Source organism: Aeromonas sp. QDB03 (assembly GCF_027707985.1).
Lineage (GTDB): Bacteria > Pseudomonadota > Gammaproteobacteria > Enterobacterales > Aeromonadaceae > Aeromonas > Aeromonas hydrophila.
Window position 1 is genome coordinate 97,259 of sequence record NZ_JAPCJG010000010.1, and the last position, 26,353, is coordinate 123,611.

Here is a 26,353-nt window from a genome sequence, read left to right on the forward strand (position 1 = left end):
CACTCTCTTGCCGCAAGAGAGTGAATCCGTGCTCATTCGTCCATAAAGAGCTCGAGCAACACGTTGAGATAGCGATGGCCGAGGGGGGTGAGCTGCCAGCTGTCGCCGAGATCTTGGATCAGCTCCTTGCTCTGGGCGATGGTCAGCATGGTCTCTACCCGTTCCAGCGGCAGCCCGGTATAGGCCTCGAACTCCGCCTTGGGGGCCGGTTCAAACAATCTGAACCGGTTCATGAAGTACTCGAGCGGCAGATCGTCCGCACTCACCTGCCACTGCTCGTCCAGATAGGGGCGGCTCGGGTCCAGATACCCTTTCGGGTGCTTCACCTTGGCGGTGCGCAGGATCTGCTGGTTGGCGAGATCCGTCACCTTGCCGTGGGCGCCGCAGCCGATCCCCAGATAGTCGCCGAAGCGCCAGTAGTTGAGGTTGTGGCGGCACTGGTAGCCCGCCTTGGCATAGGCCGAGATCTCGTACTGCTGATAGCCGTGGGCGGTGAGCATAGAGTGGCCCTGCTCGTAGATGTCCCACAGGGTGTCATCCTCCGGCAGGGTGGGTGGCTTGGAGGCGAACGCCGTGTTCGGCTCTATGGTGAGCTGATACCAGGAGAGGTGCGGCGGCGCGCAGTCGATGGCCTGCTGCAGATCCGAGAGCGCATCCGCCAGGCTCTGATCCGGCAGGCCGTGCATCAGATCCAGGTTGAAGGTGGGCAGTTTGATGGCGTGAGCCAGTTCGGCGGCCTTGCGCGCCTCCTCTGGCCCGTGAATGCGGCCGAGCCGGGTCAGCTTCTCCTGCTGGAAGCTCTGCACCCCGATGGAGATGCGGTTGATGCCGGCCCGCTGGAAGCCGGCGAACTTGTCCGCCTCCACAGTGCCCGGGTTGGCCTCCATGGTGATCTCGCAGTCCGCGGTGAGTTCGATGCGCACGCGCACCCCGTCCAGCAGCGCCTGCATGGCCTCCACGGAGAGCAGACTCGGCGTGCCGCCACCGATAAAGATGGAGGAGAGGGGGCGCCCCTGGGCCCAGTGCAGGTCTTGCTCCAGATCCTCCAGCAAGGCGGCCACGTACTCGAGGTGGGGCAGCTCCCCCTTCTGGGCGTGGGAGTTGAAGTCGCAGTAGGGGCACTTCTGGACACACCAGGGCACGTGGATATAGAGGGAGAGGGGCGGCAGTTGCAGCATGGGGTTTCCAGTGTTCAAAAAATCATCAGGGGTCGGTTTGCCCTTGTCGTCGATGACAACGGGCCGGGGCGCCGCGAACGAAACGGGGGCCGACGGCCCCCATTGTAGATGACAACGCGGCGGGAGACAGCGCTTTAGTTGACCGCCGCCAGAGCCGCTTTGAGCTTGGCCAGCGCCTGGCCGCGATGGCTGAGCTGGTTCTTGAGCTCGGCCGGCATCTGAGCCGAGGTGCAGTCGTGATCGGGCACGAAGAACACCGGATCATAGCCAAAACCGTGCTGGCCGCGCGGCTCGTCGATGATCATCCCTTCCCAGCTGGCCTGGCAGATGATGGGGGTGGGATCGTCGGCGTGGCGCATGTAGACCAGCACGCACCAGAAACGGGCGCTCTTGAGATATTCTGGGGCCCCTTTCAGCTCGCCCAGCAGCTTGTCGATGTTGTCCTTGTCGCTGGCACCCTCACCGGCAAAGCGGGCGGAGTAGACGCCGGGACGGCCGTGCAGCAGATCCACTTCCAGGCCGGAGTCGTCGGCAACCGCCGGCAGGCCGGTGATGCGGGCGGCGTGGCGGGCCTTGATGATGGCATTCTCGACGAAGGTGGTGCCGGTCTCTTCGGCATCGGAGACCGCAAACTCGCTCTGTGGGATCACCTGGATCTTCATATCGGCCAGCATGGCGGCCAATTCCTTCACCTTTTTCTGGTTCCCTGTTGCCAGGACAAGCTTGTTCATCGAGCACCTCCGCAAAAATAATCTGCGCATTCTATGCGGGGCTGGCGCCCAGGAAAAGCGCCAATTGCCCTGGATCACCCTCACCGGGGTCATGGCAAGATGCGGATAAAATGAATGTTTCCTGAATGGAATAACAGAAGTGATTAAATACCATTTCAATTCATTACTGTGAGCCAGTAGACTCGCGCCCCAATCTATTTTCCCCATGCCACGAGGTGACTGATGCCATTGATTCTTCTGCTTGTCCTACTGGTGCTGTTCAGTCCGCTGGCCATCGACATCTACCTGCCCGCCATCCCGCAGATGGCCGAGCAGCTGGGTGCCGAGGTGACCCTGATGCAGGGCACCATCACCTGGTTCCTGTTCAGCATGGGACTGGGGCAACTGCTGGTGGGGCCGCTGGCCGATCGCTACGGCCGCAAGCCCATCGCCCTTGGCGGTGTGCTGCTCTATGGTCTGAGCGCCCTGGGGGCCGGCTTTGCCGCGAGTCTCGGCGAGCTGATGCTGGCGCGGGTGCTGCAGGGTTTTGGCGCCTGTGCCACCTCGGTGGCCGCCTTCTCGGTGGTGCGTGACAGCTACGGCCCCAAGAAGAGCGGTCAGATGATCTCCTACCTGAACGGTGCCATCTGCTTTATTCCGGCGCTGGCCCCCTTGCTCGGTGGCTGGCTCACCGCCAAGGCGGGCTGGTCGGCCAACTTCTGGTTCATGGCCGGTTATGCGGTCATCGTCGGTAGCTGGCTGCTGTGGCGGATGCCGGAGACCCGTCCGGAAGAAACCAGCAGCAGCGGCCCGCTCATCAGCTGGTCGCGCTACAGCCCGGTACTGCGCTCCCCGAGCTTCCTGTTCAACGCGACGTTGTGCATGCTGGCGATGGCGGTGATCCTGGCCTATGTCACCGCGGCGCCGGTGCAGCTGATGGTGAAGCTGGGACTGGACATGAGCGGCTTCAGCTACTGGTTCACCGCCAACGCGGCACTCAACATCCTGGCCTGCTTCCTGGCACCCCGTTTCATCGCCAGAGTGGGGCCAAGACGCACCCTGCGCATCGGCCTGCTGGTGCTGCTGCTCTCCGCCATTGCCTTGACCCTGGCCATGCACATCGAGCATCCGCTGGCCATGATGGGCCCGGTGTTCCTCTCCAGCATCGGCTTTGCCATGATCCTGGGCGCGGCCGCCGGCATGGCGCTGGCACCGTTCGGCCACTGCGCCGGCACCGCCGCCGCCTTGCTCGGTCTGTTCCAGATGAGCGGCTCAGGCGCGCTGGTGGGCTTCATCGGCGTGCTGATGCATGATCCGCTCAGCCAGCTGGCGCTGCACATGTGGCTGCTGCTGCCCCCTCTGCTGATGCTGATGACCCGCCAGGGCCGGCGCTTGTGTTTGCAATAAATCCTGTGCTCTGATGGGCACACTCAGGGGGCCTTGGGCCCCCTTCTCTATTTGGCAGGCAAGGGTTTGCCTGCACCCCGTGACACAGCTACCCGTGGAGAAAACCGGATGAGCCACACAATCAATGCCGCCCTGGTGGGCTACGGCTTTGCAGGCCAAACCTTTCACGCCCCGTTTCTGACCAGCACGCCCGGGCTCTCCCTCGGCTGGGTGGTGAGCCGCGATGCCGCCAAGGTGCAGAGCGATCTGCCCGGCTGCCGGGTCGGTTCGCTGGCCGAGGTGCTGGCGGACCCGTCGGTCGATCTGGTGGTGATCGCCACCCCCAACGACACCCATGCCCCCATCGCCCGCGAGGCCCTGCTGGCCGGCAAGCACGTGGTGATCGACAAGCCGTTCGCCCTGGATCTGGCCGAGGCGAAGGCGCTGGTCGAGCTGGCGGAAAAGCAGCAGCGGCTGCTCAGCATCTTCCACAACCGGCGCTGGGACGGTGACTTTCTCACCGTGCGCCGCCTGCTGGCGGAAGGAGCGCTCGGTCAGGTTGCCCAGTTCGAATCCCACTTCGATCGCTATCGTCCCGAGGTGCGCCAGCGCTGGCGCGAGGCGGGCGGTCCGGGCTCTGGCCTCTGGTTCGATCTCGGCCCCCACATCCTCGATCAGTCGCTCCAGCTGTTCGGTCAGCCGGACTGGCTGCAGGCGGATCTGGCTCAGCAGCGCCCCGCTGCCCTGGCGGATGACTACTTCCACGTGGTGCTCGGCTATGGCGAGATGCGGGTCGTGCTGCACGGCAGCTGCCTGGTGTCGGCCACCATGCCGCGGTTTGTCATCCACGGTAGCGAGGGCTCCTTCATCAAGTTCGGCATGGATGTGCAGGAGGAGCAGCTCAAGCTCGGCAAGCGGCCGCCGGCGGCAGACTGGGGAGTGGACAACGAACCCGGCCAGCTCAGCCGGATCCGCGATGGTCAGCTGCAGCAGCAGAGCGTGGCTGGCGAAGCGGGGGACTACGGCGCCTACTATCGCGGTGTCTGCGCCGCCATTCGTGGGGAAGGCGACAACCCGGTACCGGCCGGCGAGGCACTGGCGGTGATGGCGCTGCTGGACCTGGCCCGCGACAGCGCCCGCGAGGGGAAACGACTGGCTTGTCAGATCCTGTCTGACTGAGGCGCTGTCCGCACGCGGTTGCCGGCACAATGCAATAGCCGTTTATTGCCAGCAACCACGGGGCCTGTGGCGTTTTATTGTACAAAACTGCGCCATTTACAGTGTTTTGTATTAATGTTTGTCGTTGTAGTAGTTCTTTTCATCCAGCCAACGAGAAAATATCATTGTGATACTCGTTTTCATTGGGCGCGTATGGGGATATATTTCGCGCGCCTCTTGGCTCCCGGCATATGGGTTTTTCACCGGGTGAAAGGACGCACTGTGATGGTTGTACCAACCATCTCTCCATATTTTTCTGAGGGTATGCACATGAACAAAGTACTGGTAGCCGGTATCCTGGGTCTGATGTTGACCGCTTGTGGTCAGAAAGAAGAAGCCGCCGCTCCGGCTGCTACTCCGGCCGCCGACGTTGCTGCAACTGTTGAGAAAGCCGCTAGCGAAGCCACCTCTACCGTAGAGAAGGCTGCTTCCGAAGCGACTGCAACCGTTGAGAAGGCTGCCGCTGACGTAGCCACCAAGGCAGAAGCCGCAGTGAGCGATGCCAAGGCCAACTAAGCCTGCACCTCATCTGAAGAACGGGCCCGAAGGTAACTTCGGGCCCGTTTTTTTATGCCCGTTCCCCGCCTTTGACGGGATTATTGCCGGCCCGAGAACCGGCTAGAGTGCCGGGTTGAGGCGCGCGGTGAGGATATGATCCTCCCAGCGGCCATTGATCATCAGGTAGTCTTTGGCGTACCCCTCCCGCTCGAAGCCGAGCCGCTCGAGCAGGGCGCCGCTGCGCTGATTCGACGGCATGTAGCCGGCCATGATGCGGTGCAGGCCGTGTTCCCGGAACAGGTAGTCGATGCCGGTCTCGACGATTTCCTGCATCAGCCCCTGTCCCTGGTGGGCCTGGTCGATGGCGTAACCCAGATGGCAGGCCTTGAAGGCGCCCATCAGGATGTTGGTGAAGTTGCAGGTGGCGATCACCTGCTCACCATGGGGATCGAGCGCCACCAGATGTACCCCGCTGCCATTGAAGAACTGGCCATAGCTGTCGCGCAGCCGGCCGTGCCAGTGGCTGAGGGTGTAGAAGTTCTCGTCCCGGCTGGGCTCCCAGGGGGCGAGGTGGGCGCGGTTGCGCAGATAGAAATCCAGCATCAGATCGGCCCGTTCGGGGGGCAGTATGGTGAGCTGGCAGCGGGCCGTGCACAGGTGTGGCAGCGCCATCAGTGATCCCTCTGCCTGAGCCACTCATCGCGCAGCAGGCTGTAGTGAACGTGATCCACGATGCGGTCGGCCAGCCGCTCGGCACGGCGGGTGATCCCCTCTTGCTGCATGCCGAGGCGCTCGCAGACGGCCCGGCTGGGCTCGTTGTCGGTGGCGGCGCTGATCTCCACCTTCTCCATCCCCATCTCCTCGAAGGCGTGATGGATCAGGGCCTGGCAGGCGCGGGTGATGATGCCGTTGCCCTGCCAGCGCTCGGCCAGCCAGTAGCCGATGCTGACCTTGGCCAGCGCCCGGTCGATCTGGTTGTAACCGATGACGCCGACCACTTCCCCCTGATACTCGATGGCGGTGGTCAGCCCCTCGCCGCGGGCAAACTTCTCGATGGCGTGGCGGATGAAGGTGGCGCTGTCGGCGGGCTGCTGAATGTAGGGCGGCCAGGGCAGCCACTGGGTCAGGTAGTCACGGTTTTCCCGACACAGAGCAAAGAGTTCGCTGGCCATGTCGGGCTGCAGGAACAGCAGCGCCAGCTCGTCGTCCAGTTGCCATGAAAACATCCGTACCTCCCCTCCAGTCAGGGCCCGAAGCGGGCCGCCAAACCGCCAATGTAGCCAATCAACCCCTTGTACGCCAAGGGTTTTCCATCTGTTCTTGCGCCTCGCCATCCCCATATGGAGGGGCGATTGGCGGCAGTCAGAAAGTGCCTGGCCATTGTTCGGCTTTTTTTGGTGTTATTCGCCATTTTGATCTCTTCTCACGCTACCAAACAGGAGCAACAGCAGATCCTGCTATGGGTTTGTGCTGCTCTGTCACATATGACAGGCAGCAATCTTGAACGTGCCAACTAGTGTAGGAGCGCCGGGCAACGGACCCGACGTGTAATCTTCATCGACTTAAGGAAAAGACGGATGAACAAAGTCTATTTGGCCGTGGTATTGGCCTGCTGGGGAAGCGCAGCGCTGGCTGCAGAACAGGTGGATGTGCATCAGGTAGCGGGCATTCAGGGGGCGCCGAGCGGTGCTGCCGGGGTGAGTGCGCTGGCAGGGGATGGCGAGTTTCGTCAGGTGCGGGCGGTCAAGCTGCCCAACGGTCAGCAGCGGGTGCGTTATGAGCAGACCTGGCACGGCATCCCGGTCTGGGGTCAGGTGCTGGTGGCCGAGCAGTCCCTCGGCGGGCAGATAAGCCAGGTCTCCGGCCAGATCCTGCGCCAGATCGATGCCGACGTGGCCAGCCCGACCGCCGCCCTGTCGCCGGCCGATGCCGCCAGCAAGGCGCGGGCCGGGGCCAAGGGCAGCAACGAGCGGGTCAAGCTGTTCGTGATGCAGGATGAGGCAGGTCAGGCCCGCCTGGTCTATCTGGTCTCCTGGTTGGCGGCGAGCAACGAGCCAAGCCGCCCCTTCGTGGTGATCGATGCCCAGAACGGCAGCGAGCTCAAGCGCTGGGAAGGGATCAATCACAAGGACGCCACCGGCCCGGGTGGTAACGTCAAGACCGGCAAGTATTTCTACGGCGCCGACTTCGGCCCGCTGCTGGTGGACGACAACTGCCGGATGACCAGCCCGAACGTGGACACCCTCAACATGAATCACGCCACCACGGGCGGCGCCATTCATCAGTTCACCTGCCCGGAGAACACGGTCAAGGAGATCAACGGCGCCTACTCGCCGCTCAATGACGCCCACTACTTCGGCAACGTGGTGTTCGACATGTACCGCAACTGGTACAACACGGCGCCGCTGACCTTCAAGCTGAAGATGCGGGTGCACTATAGCCGCAACTACGAGAATGCCTTCTGGGACGGCAGCCAGATGACCTTCGGCGACGGCGCCACCACCTTCTACCCGCTGGTGAGCCTGGACGTGGCGGCCCACGAGGTGAGCCACGGCTTTACCGAGCAGAACTCCGGGCTGGTCTACTCCGGTCAGTCGGGCGGCATCAACGAGGCCTTCTCCGACATGGCGGGGGAAGCGGCCGAGAACTTCATGAAGGGCAGCAACGACTGGCTGGTGGGCGCCCAGATCTTCAAGGGCAACGGCTCGCTGCGCTACTTCGAGGATCCGACCCGGGACGGCAGCTCCATCGGCCATGCCAGCGACTACTACGATGGCATCGATGTGCACCACAGCTCAGGTGTCTACAACCGCGCCTTCTACCTGCTGGCCAACACCAGCGGCTGGAACACCCGCAAGGCCTTTGAAGTGTTCGTGCTGGCCAACCGCCTCTACTGGGGCGCCAACACCACCTTCGATCAGGGCGCCTGCGGCGTGACCAAGGCCGCCACCGATCTGGGCTACAGCGTGACCGACGTGGCGGCGGCCTTCACCACTGTGGGGGTCAATGCCTCCTGTGGCGGTACCACGCCGCAGCCGGGTAGCGTGCTGCAAAACGGGGTGCCGGTGAGCGGTCTCTCCGCTGCCAAGGGTGGCAAGCTGAACTTCACCATCGACGTGCCGGCCGGCAAGAGCCAGCTGGTGATCGCCAGCAGTGGCGGTACCGGCGATGCGGATCTGTATGTGAAGTTCGGCAGCGTGCCGACCAGCAGCAGCTATGACTGCCGCCCCTACAAGAGCGGCAACGCCGAGACCTGCACCCTGAACTCGCCCAAGGCGGGGACCTGGAACGTGCAGCTGAGCGCCTACAGCGCCTTCTCTGGGGTGACCCTCAAGGCCAGTTACTGAGCCTGAGCCACTGCAAATAGAGAGGGAGCGCCGGACTTGTCCGGCGCTTTTTTTATGCGGATTTGCCCGCCCAGCGCCGGGCCAGGGTACGGGCGGCCTCCAGTACCCGCTCCTTGGCGGGATTGGGCCGTTTTCCACTGCGCCAGGCCATCATCACATCCCAGTGATCCGGCGGCAGATCCACCACGTCCAGTTGCACCAGCCGGCCGAACTCCAGATCCCGGGCGATGGCGAGCGCCGGCATCAGGGTGATGAAGCCGTGCTCCAGCGCCAGCTCCCGCGCCGCGCTGGCGGGCTGGATGGCGTGCAGCGGGCTCGCCACCTGGCGCAGCAGGCGCAACTGCAGGATCAGCTCGTCGCAGCCGGTACCCCACTGCTGGGGGGCCAGCCGCTCGTTGGCGATGTCCTGCAGGGTCAGCCCCTGCCGCCCGGCCAGCGGATGGGTGGCACAGGCCACCGCTATGATGGGGGAGCGATAGAGCAACTCGAGTTGGATGCCGGCGATGGCCGGGCACTTGAGGATGAAGCCGACGTCGGTCTCGCCGGTCAGCAGCTCCTGCATGATGATGCCGGAGTGATCCGTGTTGCAGCGGATCTCGAAGGTCTCGTCGACCAGTGCCAGCAGCAGGGGGCCGAACACCACGGTCGTCAGGGAGGGCAGGCAGGCGAGCCGGATGCGCGGCAGCGCCGGCGCTCCCTGCATCGCCAAGCGACCCCCTTCCAGCGCACTCAGTGCCGCACTCGCGGCGGGCAGGAACTGCTCGCAGGCCGGGGTGGGGGTGGCGCCGCGCCGGTGGCGACGAAACAGGGGCTGGCCCAGATCCTGTTCCAGCACGGCGATCCGCTGGCTCACCATGGGTTGTGACCAGCCGCGCACGGCGGCCGCCTTGCTGAAGCTGCCGCGATTGACCACATCCAGCAGCAATTGCAGATCGTCGAGGGTCATAGCCATAACATAATCCAATATAAAATATAGCCAGTTGTCGGCTACCACTATATCTGGCGTCCTTCCAGAATAGCAGTATCAATCGTTGTGCTTTGGCATATTGCCATATCGGTTCAGGGGCTTGTTGCACCTTGAGCCCGTTTGGTGACGGCGTCATTCGGGCGATGAGACGAATTAATCGGAATGTCATCAGAAAGCAGGGGACGGGTAGTCATGGTGGAGCGGGCGAGGCGGTTGGGGCGGTGGTTTTTGGCGTTGGATTCCCTGTTGGTGATCCTGGGGTTCTTCGTGGTGATGCCCATGATCAGCCTGCGCTTCGTGGATCAACTCGGCTGGGCGGCCGGGGTGGTGGGGCTGGCGCTGGGATTGCGCCAGCTGACCCAGCAGGGGCTGGGCATTCTGGGCGGCTCGCTGGCGGACAAGTTCGGCGCGCGGCCACTCATCGTGGGTGGCATGCTGCTGCGGGCGGCGGGGTTTGCCAGCCTGGCCTACGCCCAGAGCGGGCTGGAGCTGATCCTCTCCTGCGTCATCTCGGGACTGGGAGGCTGTCTGTTCGATCCGCCTCGCGCCGCGCTGGTGATCAAATTCACCCGGCCCCGTCAGCGGGGGCGCTACATCTCCTTGTTGATGATGCTGGAGAGCGCCGGCGCCGTGGTGGGGGCCCTGCTCGGCAGCTGGCTGCTCAACTTCGACTTCGAATATGTCTGCCTGCTGGGGGCCGGCCTGTTTGTCTGCGCCGCCCTGTGCAACCTGCTGATCCTGCCTGCCTACAAACTCTCGGTGCGACCGACCCCGATCCGCGCCGGTCTCGGCCAGGTGCTGGCCGACAAGGCGTTCTGCCGGCTGGTACTGATCCTGAGCGGCTACTACGCGCTCTGGGTCCAGGTGATGCTGATCTTCCCCATCCTGGTCAAGCAGATGGCGGGCACCACCACGGCGGTGGGCTGGATGTATACCCTGGAGACCGCCATCTCGCTGGCGCTGCTCTATCCGCTGGCGCGCTATGGCGAGCGCCACTTCAAGCTGGAGAGCCGCTTGATGGCCGGGGTGCTGCTGATGACCACCGGCATCGGGCTGGTGGCCTTTGCCAACACCCTGCCTGCGGTATTCATGCTGCTGGCCTGCTTCTATCTGGGGATCGTCATCGCCGAACCGGCGCGGGAGACGCTGATGACCAAGCTCGCACAACCGGGAGCACGCGGCAGCTACATGGGCTTCAGCCGGCTGGGGCTGGCGCTGGGGGGCATGACGGGTTACGTGGGGGGCGGCGCGCTGCATGACTACGCCATGCTGCAGGGTCAGCCCTGGTTACCCTGGTTGGTGCTGGGCACGGTGGGGGTGACGACCTTGCTGCTGCTGGTGAACTGCTTTCACCGCGAGCCGAGTCTGGCGCGGGTTGACATCTGACGGGCAATAAAAAACCGGCCGCTGGGCGGCCGGTAAAAAATACAGTAGGCAATTCAGGGAAGACTTAGAAGTTGTACTGCAGGGCCACGGCGACCACGTCGTCGGTGTTCTTGCCCAGCGAGTTGGTGTGGGATTTATCGCCGTTGTTGTCCAGCAGGTTGATCTTGTAATCAACGTAGGCGTTGAAGTTGTCGGTGAAGTTGTACCAGGCACCGATGGAGACGTACTCGGTGGCGGTGTCATCGATGCCGTGGGCGCTGTCCTTCACGTCGGTACGCAGGTAGGCCAGGGACGGCTTGAACTTGCCAAAGGCGTACTGGGCGACGGCTTCGTAGCCATCCATCTTCTCGGCATAGCCGTTGTAGTGGGAAGTACTGACGTACATGTGGTCTTCACCGTGGGAGTAGGTGGCAGCCAGGTAGAGGTCGCCGACGGCGTACTTGGCACCGACGCCGTACAGCTTGGCGTCGCGGTCACCACCGAAGTCGGCGTTGGCGGCCTGCTCGTCGGTCTTGCCAGCCTGGTTGTAGGCGGTACCCAGGCTCAGGCCCATGTCGAAGTCATAGTTGGCGGACACGGCGAAGCCTTCAGCGGAACCCTTCGGATTCCAGGTGCTGTTGGCGCCAGTCAGGTTGGAGCGATCGGCATTCTGCGGATCGTTGTTGCCGGTGAACTGGGCACCCAGGGTCAGGCCCTGATAGGTGTAGATGTACTGGGCCAGGCCGTTGGTACGACCGGTACCGAACACTTCGGTGTCCTTGCCCAGACCGTCACCACCCCACTCTGGCAGCACGTCGGTGTAGTTGTTCACGGCTTTGGTGAACAGACCATCCTGACGGCCGTAGCTGAAGGCACCGAAACGATCGTGCTTGATGCCGGCGTAGGCATAACGCAGCTCGTCGTTGTCGGAGCCGGAGACCGGCAGGTTGTATTCAGCGAAGCCGAACGCGGTCAGCTCGTTGTCGATCTTAGTTTCGCCGGCAACGTGCAGACGCAGGTAGCTCTGGTCACCTTCAGAACCGTTGTCATCAGTGCCGTAGTACATGCCTTGAGCGCGACCACCGATGTCGAGTTTGGTGTCGTTCTGGTTGTAGACGGTAGCGGCTTGCGCACCACCGGCCAGCAGCACGCTGGAGATGGCCATGGTCAATGCTGTCTTTTTCATTGTTCGTTCCTCTGGTGTAAACACTGTCGGACCTGTGCTCGGCCCTGTTGATCGGTTTCTGTTCCGATGCCCCAGAGTAGATCTGCGAACCTTGATAGAAACTGAAGCGCACAAGGATTAATTAATGATTTGACCTGAAAAGCAGGCATAAAAAACGGCCCGAACAGGGCCGTTTGCGTGTTTGTGGAATTAAATGCTGGTTAGAGCATCATGCCACCGAAGAAGAAGCCCAGCGCCACGGCGATGGCGATGGTGGCAACACCCGGTACGAAGAAGGGGTGATTGAATACCGCCTTGCCGATACGGGTGGAGCCGGTGTCATCCATTTCGACCGCGGCCAGCAGGGTCGGGTAGGTCGGCAGCACGAACAGGGCGCTCACGGCGGCGAAGGAGGCGATGGCGGTCAGCGGGCTGACACCCAGTGCCAGAGCGGCCGGCATCAGGGCCTTGGTGGTGGCGCCTTGTGAGTAGAGCAGCATGGCGGCGAAGAACAGCACCACGGCCAGCAGCCAGGAGTACTGATTGAGCAGGTCGCCGGCGATCAGCTGGATGGTGTCCATGTTGCCTTTCACGAAGACGTTACCCAGCCAGGCCACACCCAGTACGCAGATACAGGCGGACATGCCGGACTTGAAGGTCGGCATGTTGGTGACCTGGGTGGCGTCCAGCTTGCAGACCAGGGTCATGATGGTGGCCGCGGCCAGCATGATGCCCATGATGGCGCCATCACGGGGGATCGGCGGGTTGGCGATCAGGCCCACTTTACCGGAGATGGCGGTGGCGTAGGCCATCACGGCCACGATGGCGGCGATGAAGATCCAGACCGACACCTTGGCGTAAGGCTTGAGCTCCAGCTTGGTGGTGCCGCGCAGCTTGATCAGCCCCTTGGCCTTGCGCTCCAGGTAGACTTCGTCCTGGTCGAGCGGCTTGCCCAGCATGTTGGCGACGAAGGCACCGAGGATGCAGGCGATGAAGGTGGAGGGGATGCAGATGGCCAGCAGAGTCAGGTAATCCACGCCAAACGGCTCAAGCATGCCGGAGAAGGCAACCACGGCCGCGGAGATGGGCGAGGCGGTGATGGCGATCTGGGAGGCGATGACGGCGATGGAGAGCGGACGGGACGGACGAATGCCCTGTTCTTTGGCCACTTCGGCGATCACCGGCAGGGTGGAGAAGGCGGTGTGACCGGTACCGGCCAGCATGGTCATCAGATAGGTGACGACCGGTGCGGCGAAGGTGATGTATTTGGGGTTCTTGCGCAGGGCTTTCTCGGCCAGGGAGACCAGATAGTCCATGCCACCGGCCAGTTGCATACAGGCAATGGCACAGATGACGGACGCGATGATCATGATCACGTCCCAGGGGATGTAGGTGACCAGCTGGTCGCTGGGAATTGGCATCCCCAGACCCCAGGTCAGTACCAGTACCCCCAAACCACCGGCAAAGCCGATGCCGATGCTGCCTATCCGGGCCCCCAGATAGATAGCGGCGAGCACGACAAGTAACTCGATTCCAATCATAGCGAACACTCCATTTTCCAGTTTTTTTAGGTTTTATTTGGCAGAAAAGCCAATTCCCGATGGGGCTGGGCAAGACCTATCGGGAACTGACTTTATGGGCCGGGATAAACCCGGCCCATTTGCTCGCTTATACGGTGGCTTCGCGGGTATAACGCTTGGCTTTGTATTGCGGGTTCATCAGGTTCTCGATGGAGAGAATTTCATCCAGCTGCTCGGCGGTCAGCAGGCCGCGCTCCAGCACGACTTCACGGACGTTCTTGCCGGTCTGAGCACAGATCTTGCCGACAATGTCGCCTTCGTGGTGGCCGATGAAGGGGTTCAGGTAGGTCACGATGCCGATGGAGTTCAGCACGTGGTTCATGCAGATTTCCGGGTTGGCGGTGATGCCTTCCACGCACTTCTCGCGCAGGGAGATGCAGGCTTTTTCCATCAGGCTCAGGGATTCGAACATCGCCTGACCGATCACCGGCTCCATGACGTTCAGCTGCAGCTGACCGGCTTCGGCGGCGAAGGTGATGGTGACGTCGTTGCCGAATACCTTGAAGCAGGACTGGTTGACCACTTCCGGAATGACCGGGTTGACCTTGGCCGGCATGATGGAGGAGCCAGCCTGCATTTCCGGCAGGTTGATCTCTTTAAGTGCGGTACGTGGGCCGGAGGAGAGCAGACGCAGGTCGTTACAGATCTTGGAGAGCTTCATCGCCATGCGCTTGATGGCGCCGTGCAGCATCACGTAGGCGCCGCAGTCGGAGGTCGCTTCGATCAGATCTTCAGCCGGGACATAGGCACGACCGGTGATCTCGGCCAGGCGCTTGATGGCCAGGGCGGAGTACTCGGGCGGGGTGTTCAGGCCGGTACCGATGGCGGTGGCGCCCAGGTTCACTTCCAGCAGCAGTTCCTGGCAACGCTTGATGGACTTGATCTCTTCGCGCAGGGTGACGGCGAAGGCGTGGAACTCCTGACCCAGGGTCATCGGCACCGCATCTTGCAGCTGGGTACGACCCATCTTCAGGATGCCCTTGAACTCGGCGGCCTTGGCATCGAAGGCGGCGATCAGTGCTTCCAGGGCGTGCAGGGTGGTGTCGGTGCTGTTGACCACGGCCACGCGGAAGCCGGTGGGGTAGGCATCGTTGGTGGACTGGCACTTGTTGACGTGGTCATTGGGGTTGATGACGTCGTAGCGACCCTTGGCCAGGCCCATGATTTCAAGGGCGATGTTGGCCAGTACTTCGTTGGTGTTCATGTTGACGGAGGTGCCGGCACCACCCTGGTAAACGTCGACCGGGAACTGGTCGAAGCATTTGCCGGTGTTCAGCATCAGGTCGCAGGCTTCTACGATCTTGTCAGCAATTTCAGGACGGATGGTACCCAGTTCGCCGTTCGCCAGGGCGGCGGCCTTCTTGGTCAGTACCATGCCGCGGACGAATTCCGGAACGTCAGAAATCTTCTGAGTGCTGATCTTGAAGTTCTCAACGGCGCGCAGGGTATGCACACCGTAGTAGAGATCGTTGGAAACTTCTTTGGTGCCCAGCAGGTCTTCTTCAATGCGGACGTTCTTGATGTCGCTCATTGTAATGCCTCAGAAATCAGATAAATGGAAACGATCCTCACCGAGTGGTCGCGAGTTCCTTACGCACGGTTCATCCTGAAGCACCACACATCGAGTGGGGCGGTTGGGGGCTTTTTTGCCCCCTTAATTACTGGCGTCGATATTACCCCAATTGAGGTATCTGATATTAGACCTGGATCACTAAATTTGAGACAACCTCAAATAACTTGTGGTCATTAAACAGATAATGCAATCAACCGATTTACTTTGACAGAACAATGACTTCAATCACAGTCTGGCAGGCCGGTTTTTCTGCGGATCCGGCGCCCCGTCACCCTGTGGACTTGAAAAATGCGCGTCACCCCCCATTTTAATCAACAGGAACCGATACCATGGCGGGTTGGCAACGGCATCAACGGTTGTGGCACTTCGCCAGCGGTTCATTCACATTCATCCGCACTGAGGTTGTTATGGGCAAGTTGTTTCTATTGTTGGTCGGTCTGGTGGTGCTTGAGCTCACCGTGATGATCGAGGTCGGCTCCGTGATCGGTGCCTTGCCGACCGTCGGCTTGCTCATTCTGACGGCGGTGCTGGGCTCCTCGCTGGTGCGCAGCGAAGGGATCAAGACTCTGTTCAACGCGCAGCAGAAGATGCAGCAGGGGGAGATGCCGGGGCGTGAGGTGATGGGGGGCATGATGCTGGCGCTGGCCGGTCTGCTGCTGATCATCCCGGGTTTCGTGACCGACTTCTTCGGCATCCTGTTGCTGCAGCCCTGGCTGCGCAACAAGCTGGCCGACAAGCTGATCGGCAGCAACCAGTTCAAGATGCAGATGGGCGGTTTTCAGGCCCGTCAGCAGCCGTTTGACGAGGTGCCGGGCAATGACCAGCCGGGTCAAGCTCCGCGCAGCGGCACCACCATCGAAGGGGAGTTCGAGCGCAAGGAGTAACTGCTGCGCTTACTTCCCAGCCATCAGGGCCTGCCCTGATGGCACAACTGCTCGAAGCGGTGGCGGGCATACCACCAGGCCAGGGTGCCCGCCGCCAGATTGGCCACGAGAATGCCCAGATAGATCCCCTGCTCCCCTCCCAGTTTCGCCCCCAGCCAGGCCCCTGGCAGCAAGAAGACAAACAGCCGCAACCCGTTGAACAGGAAGGAGACGCTGGAAGCCCTCACGCCATTCAAGGCGGACGCGAGCAGCATCACCATGCCCTGAAAGCCGTAACCGATGGGCACCAGGTGCAGATAGAGCACGATGAGGCGCACCACCTGCGGATGACTGCTGAACAGCTCGGCGATGAAGGGAGCCAGCAGCCAGGTCAGTCCGTATACCGCCAGCTGGAACAGCAGGGCAAAGCGCATGCAAAACTGCAGCGCCGCCTTGGCACGGGCCGGGTTGCCCGCCCCGCAGTTCTGCGAGATGAAGGGGGCCAGCACGGAGGAGAGCGCCATCATCACGATAAGCAGCAGGGCCTCCATTCTCGATGCGGCGCCGTAGGCGGCCACCACTTCCGTCCCCAACCCGGCGAAGATGGTCATCAGCACGGCGTTGGCCAGTGGATTGAGCATGTTGGTGAAGGAGGCGGGCACCGCCACGTGCAGCAGGGCGCGCCAGTGGGCCAGCAACTGCGGACGCGGGGAGAGGCGCCAGCGCAGCAGTCCTTCCCGGTGGCGCAATATATAGAGGCTGACCAGCATGGCCATCAACCAGGAGAGGGAGGTGGCGATGGCGGCGCCGCGGATCCCCCATGCGGGGAAGGGGCCTATGCCGAAGATGAGCAGGGGATCCAGCACGCCGTTGACCAGCCCGGCCACCGTCATCACCAGGCTGGGGGTCTTGGTATCGCCGGTAGCCCGGATGGCGGCATTGCCCACCATGGGCAGCACCAGCATGGGGACGGTCAGATACCAGATCAGCATGTAGTCGTAGATGAGGGCGATCAGCTCATCGCTGGCGCCGAGCAACCGGAACAGCGGGTGTATGGTCAGCGCCCCCGCCAGGGCGATGAGGGTGACCAGCAGCACGGCCAGAAACAGGTTGTCGGTGGTGATGCGGGCGGCTTCATCATGCTTGCCCTGGCCGAGCGCATGACCCATCACCGCAGAGAGGCCGGCCCCCAGTCCCATCGCCAGCGAGGTGACCACGAAGGTCACCGGAAAGGTGAAGCTGATGGCGGCCAGCGCCTGGGTGCCCAGCATGCCGATGAAGAAGGTGTCGACCAGGTTGAAGGCGAGAATGGCGACGATGCCGAGGATCATCGGACCCGTCATGCGCAGCAATACGGACGTCATGGGGGCAGTCAGCAGGGGATTGGGTCGGGTCACGGGCTCGTCTCTGTACGTCTGGCGGAGTTCTGGCTGCGGGCAGCACAAACCGGTTTCCTGACCGGGACTTCGGGAGATCCATCGAAGACGTTCATAGTACGTGAAAATATTTTTTTTGTATTTGCCCTTGAAGGGTTAACAAACGTGCCCCACATCGGAGACATATCTAATTTGGCCAGGAATGGCCATTCCTCAAAGCAACACAGAGACTCATTTTGGGAGAGTTATCGATGAAAATTCGTCCACTGCACGACCGCGTCATCATCAAGCGCATCGAAGCTGAAGCCAAATCCGCTGGCGGCATTGTCTTGACTGGTACTGCGGCCCAGAAGTCCACCCGTGGTGAAGTTCTTGCCGTGGGGACTGGCCGAATTCTGGATAATGGCGATGTCAAAGCCCTCGCCGTCAAGGTTGGTGACAAGGTGATCTTCAACGAAGGCTACGGTGTGAAGACCGAGAAGCTGGATGGTCAGGACGTACTGATCCTGTCTGAAACCGACATCCTGGCGATTGTCGAAGAGTAATCCACCCTTTCCCCCTGCGAATTGATTGAAGGATTGAAGAAATGGCAGCTAAAGAAGTCAAGTTTGGCAACGAAGCACGCAGCAAGATGCTGGAAGGCGTAAACATCCTGGCCGATGCCGTCAAGGTGACCCTGGGCCCGAAAGGCCGCAACGTGGTACTGGACAAGTCCTTCGGCGCGCCGACCATCACCAAGGACGGCGTCTCCGTTGCCCGTGAAATCGAGCTGGAAGACAAGTTCATGAACATGGGCGCCCAGATGGTCAAGGAAGTTGCTTCCAAGGCCAACGACGCCGCCGGTGACGGTACCACTACCGCTACCGTACTGGCTCAAGCCATCGTCAACGAAGGCCTGAAGGCCGTTGCCGCCGGCATGAACCCGATGGATCTGAAGCGCGGTATCGACAAGGCCGTAGTGGCCGCCGTTGCCGAGCTGCAAGCGCTGTCCCAGCCGTGTGCTGACAACAATGCCATCGCTCAGGTCGGCACCATCTCCGCCAACTCCGACGAGAAAGTGGGCAAGCTGATTGCCGAAGCCATGGACAAAGTCGGTCGTGACGGCGTCATCACCGTTGAAGACGGTCAGGGTCTGGACGACGAGCTGGCCGTGGTAGAAGGCATGCAGTTCGATCGTGGCTACCTCTCCCCGTACTTCGTCAACAAGCCGGAAACCGGTGCCGTTGAGCTGGACGATCCCTTCATCCTGCTGGTCGACAAGAAAGTCTCCAACATCCGTGAAATGCTGCCGGTGCTGGAAGGCGTAGCCAAAGCGGGCAAGCCGCTGATCATCGTGGCCGAAGACGTGGAAGGCGAAGCGCTGGCGACCCTGGTGGTCAACACCATGCGTGGCATCGTGAAAGTCGCGGCCGTCAAGGCACCTGGCTTCGGTGACCGTCGCAAAGCCATGCTGCAGGATATCGCCATCCTGACCGGTGGTACCGTGATCTCCGAAGAAGTGGGCATGGAGCTGGAAAAAGCGACCCTGGAAGACCTGGGCCGTGCCAAGCGCATCGTCATCACCAAAGAGAACACCACCATCATCGATGGCGTGGGTGATGCATCCCTGATCGAGAGCCGTGTGGCCCAGATCCGTCAGCAGATCGAAGAGACCTCTTCCGATTACGACCGCGAGAAGCTGCAAGAGCGCGTAGCCAAACTGGCTGGCGGTGTTGCGGTGATCAAGGTTGGCGCTGCCACCGAAGTCGAGATGAAAGAGAAGAAAGCCCGGGTTGACGACGCCCTGCACGCGACTCGCGCCGCAGTAGAAGAGGGTGTGGTTGCCGGTGGTGGTGTTGCACTGGTACGCGTGGCCGCCAAACTGGCTGGCCTGCGTGGCGACAACGAAGACCAGAACGTGGGTATCAAGGTCGCTCTGCGCGCCATGGAAGCCCCGTTGCGCCAGATCGTCATCAACGCTGGTGAAGAGGCCTCCGTCATCGCCAACGCGGTGAAGAACGGTGAAGGTAACTTCGGTTACAACGCCTACACCGAACAGTACGGTGACATGCTGGCCATGGGTATCCTGGATCCGACCAAGGTGACCCGTTCTGCCCTGCAGTTCGCCTCTTCCATCGCCGGCCTGATGATCACCACCGAGTGCATGATCTCCGAGCTGCCGAAGAAAGATGCCCCTGCCATGCCTGACATGGGCGGCATGGGCGGCATGGGCATGATGTAATTCAGCCCTGGTTACCAAACGGCTCGCTTTTGCGGGCCGTTTTTTTTATGGCGACTAAACTGAGTCTATTGTCAGTGACTTAATCAGAGGTGAGTATGCGTGTACTGGGTTTGATTCCATTACTGTTTTCTCTGGCCATGCCGGTGATGGCACTTGAGGCGCCACAGGGGCCCGTCATTTTGAAGGTGACCGGTAATGTGCTGCCGGCCGAAGCAACGGAGGGGGTGGTCTCCTTCGATCTCGCCATGCTCAAGGCCCTGCCGCAGCATGAGATAGTGACCAGCAATCCCTGGGTCGACAAACCACACAAATATGTGGGGCCCAAGCTGGCCGATGTCTTGGCTGCCGTCGGTGCGGATGGCAAGGCGATCACCTTGACGGCCTTGAACAGTTTTCAGATCAGGATCAACTGGGATAAGGTCAGGCAATACGACCCGATTCTGGCCTGGCAAGATGACGGGGTCACCATGCGGGTACGGAATAAGGGACCGCTTTGGTTTATCCTACCGCTGGATCAGTATCCCGAGCTGAAACGCTCTGAGTTTACCGACATGATGATTTGGCAACTGAATGCCATTGATATTCAGCATTGATGTAGCGGCTTGCGGGAGTACGAGTGAAAGCAAAGACCAAGGCGTGGCCTTTACTCATCGTTCTTTACCTATCCATCCTGTTGTTTACGGGAAGCACCCTCTATTGCCTCGCGCAGATACAGAATGCGACCCGAGTGATGGAGAGGTACACCTATGACGTCTCCTGGGCCCTGATGCAGTTGCAACTGGAGTTGGGGCGCTTCCTCAACTCCGTCGAGATCTACCATTATGGCGGCATCGATCACGATACCCTGATGCTGCGCTACGACATCCTGTGGAGCCGTACCCCCATCCTGCTCAGTGGCCAGTTGCGTCAGAGCATGAAGGACAAGCAGAAGACCTTGCGGCTGGTGCAGTTGATCGAAAGCAATATCCGCGAGATGGAGCCCAATATCACCAATCTGAAGGCGGGGACACCCGATTATCAGCAGATATTGATGCGCCTGGTTCCTCTGCAGGAGCCACTCTCCTATTCTCTCGCCTCCGTGATGCAGAAGAACATCAACGTCTATTCAGGCAATGACAAGCGCTTTGGCCAACTGCGCAATGCGCTGCTGTTCATGGTGTCAGGGCTGGTGCTGTCGGTGATGTTGCTGAGCGGCTTGCTGATCCGTGAGGCCCGCCGTCATTTCAGGGCGGCGCGGATCGATCCCCTGACCGGGCTCTCTAACCGGTTGGCCTTGTTGGAGAAGATGGAGTCCTACGCCACCAAGGAGACGCCGTTTGGCTTGGTGCTGGTGGACATCAACGATTTTCGCGACATCAACAGCAAGTTCGGCTACAACACCGGTGATTTCCTGCTGCAGGAGCTGGCAAAGCGAATGCGCAGTTTGTGTGAAAACGGTGAGTGGGTGGCCCGGCTGGGCGGCGATCAGTTTGCCATGATCCAGCGTGAAAGCAGTGACCTGCGCCAGGTGAGGGAGCTGGTGGCCCGCCTGCTGCATGCACTCAAGCAGGACATCATCATCGACAACTATCCGTTCCGCCTGGAGGTGGGCATCGGTATCGCCTTCTTCCCGATGGACAGCAAGCAGACTCAAGAGCTGCTCAGCCGGGCCGAGCAGGCCTTGTTTCACAGCCGCAAGACCCATGTGCCATACGTCATCTACGACAACTCGTTGCTCAATGAAACGGCGCGCCGCAAGCATTTGGCAAGCGACATGATCATGGCGCTCGAGCACAATGCACTCGAGCTCTATTACCAGCCCATCGTCAATCTCGAGAGTGGCCGCTGCGAGGCGGTGGAAGCCTTGCTGCGCTGGCGTCACCCTGAATTGGGTTTCATTCCACCCAACGAGGTGATCCAGGTTGCCGAGGAGTTCCAGCTGGCCGAGAAGCTGGGCAGCTGGGTATTGAACACGGCCTGCGAGCAGCTCTATCAGTGGCAGCAACTGGGTTTGGTTGATTTGCAGATGTGCGTGAATATCTCGCCCGGCATGTATCAGCGCAATCTGTTGAAGCTGGTTGCCAAGGCCCTGATGGACCACCATATTCCTGCCGCCAGTCTGGTGCTGGAGGTGACGGAAGACACCACCATGCGCGAGGTGAAAAACTCCCTGCAACTGATGCAGGACCTCAATCAGCAGGGGGTACAGCTGGCACTGGATGACTTTGGTACCGGCTACTCCTCGCTCAGCTATCTGCAGAAGCTGCCGGTCAGCAAGGTGAAGATCGATCGCTCCTTCATCCAGGGGATCGATACGTCCATCGAGGCATCCGAGCTGGTCGCCAACATCTGCCGGATGGGTTCCATGCTGGGCAAGAGTCTGGTGTGTGAAGGGATAGAAACTCAGGCTCAGCTCGACGTGTTGCGCACCCTCACTGATATTCATCTCTATGGTCAGGGCTATCTGTTCAGCCGCCCAGAACAGGCGGAGAAGGTTTATCAAACACTGCTGGAGATGGAAGAGGAGTGGCTGGAGCGACGCCAACCCGACAAGGCGTATTTAATTTAGCCAAAATGGCTCATGCTTGGTCCAAGATGGCCGATAGTCTTAAAGCAGGAGGTACACCATGGATATATCTAGTTCTGCATCTGCGTCATTTGGTTCTGCATTGATGACGGCCAGCCTGGCCAAGAAACAACAGACCCAAGAAGGTGAATCTGCATTGAAACTGCTGCAAACAGCAGCTCAATCAGCACCGGTTGCACCGACATCGGCCAACGCTTCTCTGGGAAGTAACATCGATATTCGCGTCTGACCCTAACGAAAAAGCCCCCATCCAGTCGATGGGGGCTTTTTTATGTCTGCGATATCGCGATGTCTATCTTGGCTCAGACCGGAAAAGGGGCTGGCGCCTCGAAGGTCATCCGCTCGCCGCTGCGGGGGTGGCTGATGGTTAGACTGGCCGCATGCAGGTAGAGATGGGGGGCAGCCGCCAGCGCATCCGGATGGGCGTAGAGATTGTCACCCAGAATCGGGTGCCCCAGCTCCAGCATGTGGACGCGCAACTGGTGCGAGCGACCCGTGATGGGAGTCAGCTTGATCAGGCTGTTACTATTCTCTACCTTCAACTTTTCCCACAGGGTAAGAGCGTGACGGCCCTCCTCGTGGTCCACCTTCTGCTTCGGGCGGTTGGGCCAGTCGACGCAGAGCGGCAGGTCGACCTGACCCGACGCTGCCTCCGGCTCGCCCCACACCCAGGCGAGGTAGTGCTTCTCGGTCTCGCGCTCGCGAAATTGCCGACTCAGCTCCCGATGGGAATTGGGATTGAGGGGAATGACAATGACGCCAGTGGTGGACATGTCGAGGCGATGAGCCGCCGCCGCCTTGGGGTGCTGCTGTTTCACCCGATGCAGGACGCTGTCTTCATTCTCGGGGCCGCGCCCGGGGACGCTCAGCAGGCCAGTGGGCTTGTTGACCACCATGATGTCCTTGTCCTTGAACAGGATATCGAGCCAGGGTTCCAGAGGCGGTGAGTATTCAAACATAAATGTCTCGCATCAGAAGGTGGGGGCAAGCCCCCATCAGTTATGAGTAACCACAATCATAAAGGGCATGGCATCCGGCATGGGCCGGTCATGTCTCTTCAGTATCGCGTCAGTTATGGGTGACCACGATAAAGCGGATGGCATCCAGCTTGAGTTGGGTCTGATCGATCAGGTGGTGCAATTCTGCCTGCAGATTGCGCAGATAATCCAGTTCGCTGTCGCGCACGTTCGGGTTGACCGCCTTGAGCGCTTCCAGTCGATCCAGATCCTGTTGCAGGGTCTGCGCCATCTGGGCGCGGGCCTTGTCGACAATCCCGCCTTTCAGCTCTTCGGCAATGGCCTGGCCCTTGCCAATCAGACCGTGGATCACCGGTTGGGAGGCGGTGACCAGCTTGCTGCCGAGGTGGCGATTGACCGGCGTCAGCTGGCGGTTGAAGGCATCGAACGCCACTTTCTCGCCCAGATTCTGGCCGTTCTTGTCCATCAGCAGACGGATTGGTGTTGGCGGCATGAAGCGGTAGAGCTGGGGATGGGCCGCAGACTCGGCAACGAAGATCAGCTCAAGCAGGATGGAGCCGATGGGCAGCGCCTTGTTCTTGAGCAGGGCGACCGAGGTCGCACCGATCTCGGAGCCCAGGATCAGGTCGATACCGCCACGCATCATGGGGTGATCCCAGGAGAGCAGCGCCATGTCATCCCGCGACAGAGCGGTGTTGCGATCGAAGGTGATGGTCATGCCATCTTGCGGCAGGCCCGGGAAACTGGAGACCAGCATGTGATCCCCCGGGGTCAGCACCAGCGCGTTCTCGCCACGGTCATCCTGATTGACGCCGATCTCGTCGAACATCTTGAGAGCGAAGGAGATCATGCCGGTGTCGTCATCTTCGGCGGCCAGCTTGTCGACCAGCTGCTGGGCTGCGGCGCCACCGCTGGAGTGGATCTCCAGCAGGCGATCGCGACCCTGTTCCAGCCGGGCCTTGAGCGGCTCGTGGAGTTCGCGAGTCTTGACCAGCAGGGCGTCGAGGGGGGCCTGATCGCCTGTGTTGGCGGCCAGCAGCTCGAACAGCTCGTCACGTACCGCTTCGAATACCGGGCGGGCCGTCGGGCAGGTCTGCTCGAATGCATCCAGACCATCGTGATACCAGAGCTGCAGGGCGCGCTGGGCAGTTCCTTCCAGGTAGGGCACGTGGATCTCGACGGTATTCTGCTGACCGATGCGATCCAGTCGGCCGATACGCTGTTCCAGCAGATCCGGGTTGAGCGGCAGATCGAACAGCACCAGATGGCTGGCAAACTGGAAGTTGCGACCCTCTGAGCCGATCTCGGAGCAGAGCAGTACCTGAGCGCCCCCCTCTTGCTGAGCGAAATAGGCTGAGGCCTTGTCTCGCTCGAGGATAGACATCCCTTCGTGGAACACGGCACCACGGATCCCTTCACGGGTACGCAGCGCCTCTTCCAGCGCGATGGAGGTGGCTGCTTCGGAGCAGATCACCAGTACCTTCTGCTGGCGGGCAGAGAGCAACAGCTCCAACAACCATTCGACGCGCGGGTCGAACTGAGTCCAGGTGGCGTTGTCGCCTTCGAATTGCTGGAAGATCTTCTCGGGATAGAGGTAGCGCAGGGCGCGGGTCTGCAGATCGCCGCCATTGCCACCCATCATGCCCATCACCTTGATGGCGGTCTTGTACTGCTCCGGCAGCGGCATGGGGTAGACGTTGAGGTGACGCTCGGGGAAGCCCTGAATATTGGCGCGGCTGTTACGGAACAGCACCCGGCCGGTGCCATGCTGATCCAGCAGCTTGGCGACCGCCTGTTGACGGGCGGCTGCATCGCTTAAGTCCAGCCCTTTCAGCTGGCTGGCGAGGATCTGCCTGGCTTCATCGCTCAGGGTCTCGCCATCCAGCAGTTCTTGCGCCGCGCTGGCGACCTGACCGTAGGCTTGCTCCTCGGCGAGGAAGGCCTCGTAGTCGTAGAAACGCTCCGGGTCGAGCAGGCGCAGACGGGCAAAGTGGCTCTGGTGGCCCAGCTGATCCGGGGTGGCGGTCAGCAGCAGCACGCCCGGCACCTGTTCGGCCAGCGCTTCTACCATTTCGTAGGCACGGCTCGGCGCTTCCTCACTCCACTCCAGATGATGGGCTTCGTCGACGACCAGCAGATCCCACTCGGCCTCCAGCACCTGTTCGAAGCGACGACGCTTCTTGCGCAGGAAGTCGAGGCTGCAGATCACCAGCTGTTCGGTCTCGAAGGGGTTCTCCGCATCGGCGAACGCCTCGATGCAGCGCTCCTCGTCAAACAGAGAGAAGTGCAGGTTGAAGCGGCGCAGCATTTCGACCAGCCACTGGTGCTGGAGAGTCTCGGGCAGCAGAATAAGCACGCGATGGGCGCGGCCGGAGAGCAGTTGCTGGTGAATGATCATGCCCGCTTCTATGGTCTTGCCCAGACCCACCTCATCGGCCAGCAACACGCGCGGGGCGTAGCGGTGACCCACTTCATGGGCGATATAGAGCTGGTGTGGGATCAGGCTGACCCGGCCACCGGCCAGACCGCGAGTCGGGTTGCGGCGACGCTGGTGCTGGTTGATCAACGCCTCGTAGCGCAGGGTAAAGCGGGACATCCGATCGATCTGGCCGGCGAACAGGCGATCCTGCGGCTTGTTGAACTTGATGAAGTTGTTGAGAAACACTTCCTTGAGGGCAACGGGCTCATCATTGTCGGTACGCACACCGACATATATAAGCAGGCCGTCTTTCTCCTGCACTTCTTCGACCGTCATGGTCCAGTCTTCGTGACTGGTTATCTGATCGCCCACATTGAAGCTGACCCGAGTCACCGGCGCCTCTTCTTTGGCATACATGCGGTTTTCACCGGTAGCCGGAAACAACAAGGTAACCATGCGTCCTTCAACAGCAACGACAGTCCCTAACCCCAGATCCGTCTCTGTATCACTAATCCAACGCTGGCCAAGTGCAAAAGGCATTAAACTCTCCAAAGCCCAAGAGTGTGTGAATCGCAAAGGGGCGCTATGTTACCCGAAGGCGTGAGCGCGATCACCATGGATATAGAGGTGGCAGGTGTCATTCATCGGGTGGGGCGAACCGACGTGCTCACCTATGGCTAAAGATAGAGGGGTGTTGCTATATAAAGGCAGACTTGCTGAATAAGTCATCTGTTTGGGTGATTATTGAACGGTCGAACTGATTTCTCGAATTTAATTCGAAAACCCTCTTGCAAGCGTGATCCAGATCCCTATAATGCGCCTCCATCGACACGGCAAGCGGCAACGCAAACAACCGGGTCGGTAACCTCGAAAAGCCTTTGCAAATAAGGCTTGACTCGAGAAGGCGGTTGAGTAGAATGCCACTCCCGCAGCAGCCAAAAGCT

The 26,353-nt window shown here is 60.8% G+C and carries 22 protein-coding genes; 11 read left to right on the forward strand and 11 right to left on the reverse strand.

Features of this window, described 5'->3' with window-relative positions; all coding sequences use genetic code 11:
• Positions 1–32: 32 nt before the first annotated feature.
• Positions 33–1,178, reverse strand: coding sequence for a radical SAM family heme chaperone HemW (gene hemW, locus PG900_RS19465; protein ID WP_270832076.1), 1,146 nt, complete (start codon positions 1,176–1,178; stop codon positions 33–35).
• A 134-nt stretch (positions 1,179–1,312) separates the two neighbouring features.
• Positions 1,313–1,909 (reverse strand): XTP/dITP diphosphatase, encoded by a 597-nt coding sequence (locus PG900_RS19470; protein WP_011704791.1) that lies wholly within the window; start codon positions 1,907–1,909, stop codon positions 1,313–1,315.
• A gap of 222 nt (positions 1,910–2,131) precedes the next feature.
• Here PG900_RS19470 and PG900_RS19475 point away from each other — a divergent pair, with 222 nt between their 5' ends.
• The 3 genes from PG900_RS19475 (at position 2,132) to PG900_RS19485 (ending at position 5,008) form a co-directional block, all read left to right on the forward strand.
• Entirely contained in the window at positions 2,132–3,295 is a 1,164-nt protein-coding gene (locus PG900_RS19475; protein ID WP_024946189.1) for a multidrug effflux MFS transporter, read from the forward strand.
• Positions 3,296–3,403: 108 nt separating this feature from the next.
• The gene (locus PG900_RS19480) at positions 3,404–4,453 is read left to right on the forward strand and encodes an oxidoreductase (RefSeq protein WP_270802777.1); all 1,050 of its coding nucleotides are present in this window, start codon (positions 3,404–3,406) and stop codon (positions 4,451–4,453) included.
• Between the two features lie 309 nt (positions 4,454–4,762).
• Positions 4,763–5,008, forward strand: a complete 246-nt coding sequence (locus tag PG900_RS19485; RefSeq protein WP_005309486.1) for a hypothetical protein — start codon at positions 4,763–4,765, stop codon at positions 5,006–5,008.
• 102 nt (positions 5,009–5,110) lie between these two features.
• Here PG900_RS19485 and rimJ read toward each other — a convergent pair whose 3' ends face one another.
• A complete protein-coding gene (gene rimJ, locus PG900_RS19490) occupies positions 5,111–5,662 on the reverse strand; it encodes a ribosomal protein S5-alanine N-acetyltransferase (protein WP_270802779.1) in 552 nt (183 codons plus the stop codon).
• Positions 5,662–6,216 carry a GNAT family N-acetyltransferase gene (locus tag PG900_RS19495; RefSeq protein WP_017410624.1) on the reverse strand — a complete coding sequence of 185 codons (555 nt, stop codon included), beginning with the start codon at positions 6,214–6,216 and terminating at the stop codon, positions 5,662–5,664. Before PG900_RS19495 ends, rimJ begins: the two co-directional genes overlap by 1 nt.
• Positions 6,217–6,567: 351 nt before the next feature.
• Here PG900_RS19495 and PG900_RS19500 point away from each other — a divergent pair, with 351 nt between their 5' ends.
• Entirely contained in the window at positions 6,568–8,337 is a 1,770-nt protein-coding gene (locus tag PG900_RS19500) for a M4 family metallopeptidase (RefSeq protein WP_270832078.1), read from the forward strand.
• A gap of 52 nt (positions 8,338–8,389) precedes the next feature.
• Here the strand turns inward: PG900_RS19500 and PG900_RS19505 are convergent, their stop codons facing one another.
• Entirely contained in the window at positions 8,390–9,289 is a 900-nt protein-coding gene (locus tag PG900_RS19505; protein ID WP_024946193.1) for a LysR family transcriptional regulator, read from the reverse strand.
• Positions 9,290–9,496: 207 nt separating this feature from the next.
• On the opposite strand from PG900_RS19505, the gene mdtH reads away from it, so the two are divergent.
• Entirely contained in the window at positions 9,497–10,690 is a 1,194-nt protein-coding gene (mdtH, locus tag PG900_RS19510; RefSeq protein WP_219255980.1) for a multidrug efflux MFS transporter MdtH, read from the forward strand.
• A gap of 64 nt (positions 10,691–10,754) precedes the next feature.
• Here the strand turns inward: mdtH and PG900_RS19515 are convergent, their stop codons facing one another.
• From PG900_RS19515 to aspA, 3 genes are all read right to left on the reverse strand, one after another.
• Complete coding sequence (locus PG900_RS19515; protein WP_270802782.1) at positions 10,755–11,855, reverse strand: porin; 1,101 nt, start codon at positions 11,853–11,855, stop codon at positions 10,755–10,757.
• 200 nt (positions 11,856–12,055) lie between these two features.
• Positions 12,056–13,375: an anaerobic C4-dicarboxylate transporter gene (locus tag PG900_RS19520; protein WP_011704800.1), complete on the reverse strand. Its 1,320-nt coding sequence runs from the start codon at positions 13,373–13,375 to the stop codon at positions 12,056–12,058.
• A 127-nt stretch (positions 13,376–13,502) separates the two neighbouring features.
• Entirely contained in the window at positions 13,503–14,945 is a 1,443-nt protein-coding gene (gene aspA, locus PG900_RS19525; protein WP_011704801.1) for an aspartate ammonia-lyase, read from the reverse strand.
• Between the two features lie 449 nt (positions 14,946–15,394).
• Here aspA and PG900_RS19530 point away from each other — a divergent pair, with 449 nt between their 5' ends.
• A complete protein-coding gene (locus PG900_RS19530; RefSeq protein WP_024946196.1) occupies positions 15,395–15,871 on the forward strand; it encodes an FxsA family protein in 477 nt (158 codons plus the stop codon).
• Positions 15,872–15,894: 23 nt separating this feature from the next.
• Here the strand turns inward: PG900_RS19530 and PG900_RS19535 are convergent, their stop codons facing one another.
• A complete protein-coding gene (locus PG900_RS19535; protein WP_270802784.1) occupies positions 15,895–17,295 on the reverse strand; it encodes an MATE family efflux transporter in 1,401 nt (466 codons plus the stop codon).
• A 182-nt stretch (positions 17,296–17,477) separates the two neighbouring features.
• Between PG900_RS19535 and PG900_RS19540 the strand changes: the two genes are divergently transcribed.
• From PG900_RS19540 to PG900_RS19560, 5 genes are all read left to right on the forward strand, one after another.
• Positions 17,478–17,771: a co-chaperone GroES gene (locus PG900_RS19540; RefSeq protein ID WP_005309514.1), complete on the forward strand. Its 294-nt coding sequence runs from the start codon at positions 17,478–17,480 to the stop codon at positions 17,769–17,771.
• A 41-nt stretch (positions 17,772–17,812) separates the two neighbouring features.
• Positions 17,813–19,447 carry a chaperonin GroEL gene (groL, locus tag PG900_RS19545; RefSeq protein WP_011704804.1) on the forward strand — a complete coding sequence of 545 codons (1,635 nt, stop codon included), beginning with the start codon at positions 17,813–17,815 and terminating at the stop codon, positions 19,445–19,447.
• 95 nt (positions 19,448–19,542) lie between these two features.
• Entirely contained in the window at positions 19,543–20,040 is a 498-nt protein-coding gene (locus tag PG900_RS19550; protein ID WP_016349563.1) for a hypothetical protein, read from the forward strand.
• A 23-nt stretch (positions 20,041–20,063) separates the two neighbouring features.
• Positions 20,064–21,995, forward strand: coding sequence for a putative bifunctional diguanylate cyclase/phosphodiesterase (locus PG900_RS19555; protein WP_017410616.1), 1,932 nt, complete (start codon positions 20,064–20,066; stop codon positions 21,993–21,995).
• Between the two features lie 58 nt (positions 21,996–22,053).
• Complete coding sequence (locus PG900_RS19560; RefSeq protein ID WP_073348952.1) at positions 22,054–22,242, forward strand: hypothetical protein; 189 nt, start codon at positions 22,054–22,056, stop codon at positions 22,240–22,242.
• 73 nt (positions 22,243–22,315) lie between these two features.
• Here the strand turns inward: PG900_RS19560 and rluA are convergent, their stop codons facing one another.
• The gene (gene rluA, locus PG900_RS19565; protein WP_270802787.1) at positions 22,316–22,972 is read right to left on the reverse strand and encodes a bifunctional tRNA pseudouridine(32) synthase/23S rRNA pseudouridine(746) synthase RluA; all 657 of its coding nucleotides are present in this window, start codon (positions 22,970–22,972) and stop codon (positions 22,316–22,318) included.
• A gap of 109 nt (positions 22,973–23,081) precedes the next feature.
• On the reverse strand, positions 23,082–25,949 hold the full coding sequence (gene rapA / locus PG900_RS19570) for an RNA polymerase-associated protein RapA (protein ID WP_270802789.1): 2,868 nt from the start codon (positions 25,947–25,949) through the stop codon (positions 23,082–23,084).
• Positions 25,950–26,353 lie beyond the last annotated feature (404 nt).

Excerpts from the sequence above, each read along its gene's own strand:
- hemW (WP_270832076.1), bottom strand. The coding sequence starts at position 1,178 with ATGCTGCAACTGCCGCCCCTCTCCCTCTATATCCACGTGCCCTGGTGT.
- PG900_RS19470 (WP_011704791.1), bottom strand. The coding sequence starts at position 1,909 with ATGAACAAGCTTGTCCTGGCAACAGGGAACCAGAAAAAGGTGAAGGAA.
- PG900_RS19475 (WP_024946189.1), top strand. The coding sequence starts at position 2,132 with ATGCCATTGATTCTTCTGCTTGTCCTACTGGTGCTGTTCAGTCCGCTG.
- PG900_RS19480 (WP_270802777.1), top strand. The coding sequence starts at position 3,404 with ATGAGCCACACAATCAATGCCGCCCTGGTGGGCTACGGCTTTGCAGGC.
- PG900_RS19485 (WP_005309486.1), top strand. The coding sequence starts at position 4,763 with ATGAACAAAGTACTGGTAGCCGGTATCCTGGGTCTGATGTTGACCGCT.
- rimJ (WP_270802779.1), bottom strand. The coding sequence starts at position 5,662 with ATGGCGCTGCCACACCTGTGCACGGCCCGCTGCCAGCTCACCATACTG.
- PG900_RS19495 (WP_017410624.1), bottom strand. The coding sequence starts at position 6,216 with ATGTTTTCATGGCAACTGGACGACGAGCTGGCGCTGCTGTTCCTGCAG.
- PG900_RS19500 (WP_270832078.1), top strand. The coding sequence starts at position 6,568 with ATGAACAAAGTCTATTTGGCCGTGGTATTGGCCTGCTGGGGAAGCGCA.
- PG900_RS19505 (WP_024946193.1), bottom strand. The coding sequence starts at position 9,289 with ATGGCTATGACCCTCGACGATCTGCAATTGCTGCTGGATGTGGTCAAT.
- mdtH (WP_219255980.1), top strand. The coding sequence starts at position 9,497 with ATGGTGGAGCGGGCGAGGCGGTTGGGGCGGTGGTTTTTGGCGTTGGAT.
- PG900_RS19515 (WP_270802782.1), bottom strand. The coding sequence starts at position 11,855 with ATGAAAAAGACAGCATTGACCATGGCCATCTCCAGCGTGCTGCTGGCC.
- PG900_RS19520 (WP_011704800.1), bottom strand. The coding sequence starts at position 13,375 with ATGATTGGAATCGAGTTACTTGTCGTGCTCGCCGCTATCTATCTGGGG.
- aspA (WP_011704801.1), bottom strand. The coding sequence starts at position 14,945 with ATGAGCGACATCAAGAACGTCCGCATTGAAGAAGACCTGCTGGGCACC.
- PG900_RS19530 (WP_024946196.1), top strand. The coding sequence starts at position 15,395 with ATGGGCAAGTTGTTTCTATTGTTGGTCGGTCTGGTGGTGCTTGAGCTC.
- PG900_RS19540 (WP_005309514.1), top strand. The coding sequence starts at position 17,478 with ATGAAAATTCGTCCACTGCACGACCGCGTCATCATCAAGCGCATCGAA.
- groL (WP_011704804.1), top strand. The coding sequence starts at position 17,813 with ATGGCAGCTAAAGAAGTCAAGTTTGGCAACGAAGCACGCAGCAAGATG.
- PG900_RS19550 (WP_016349563.1), top strand. The coding sequence starts at position 19,543 with ATGCGTGTACTGGGTTTGATTCCATTACTGTTTTCTCTGGCCATGCCG.
- PG900_RS19560 (WP_073348952.1), top strand. The coding sequence starts at position 22,054 with ATGGATATATCTAGTTCTGCATCTGCGTCATTTGGTTCTGCATTGATG.
- rluA (WP_270802787.1), bottom strand. The coding sequence starts at position 22,972 with ATGTTTGAATACTCACCGCCTCTGGAACCCTGGCTCGATATCCTGTTC.
- rapA (WP_270802789.1), bottom strand. The coding sequence starts at position 25,949 with ATGCCTTTTGCACTTGGCCAGCGTTGGATTAGTGATACAGAGACGGAT.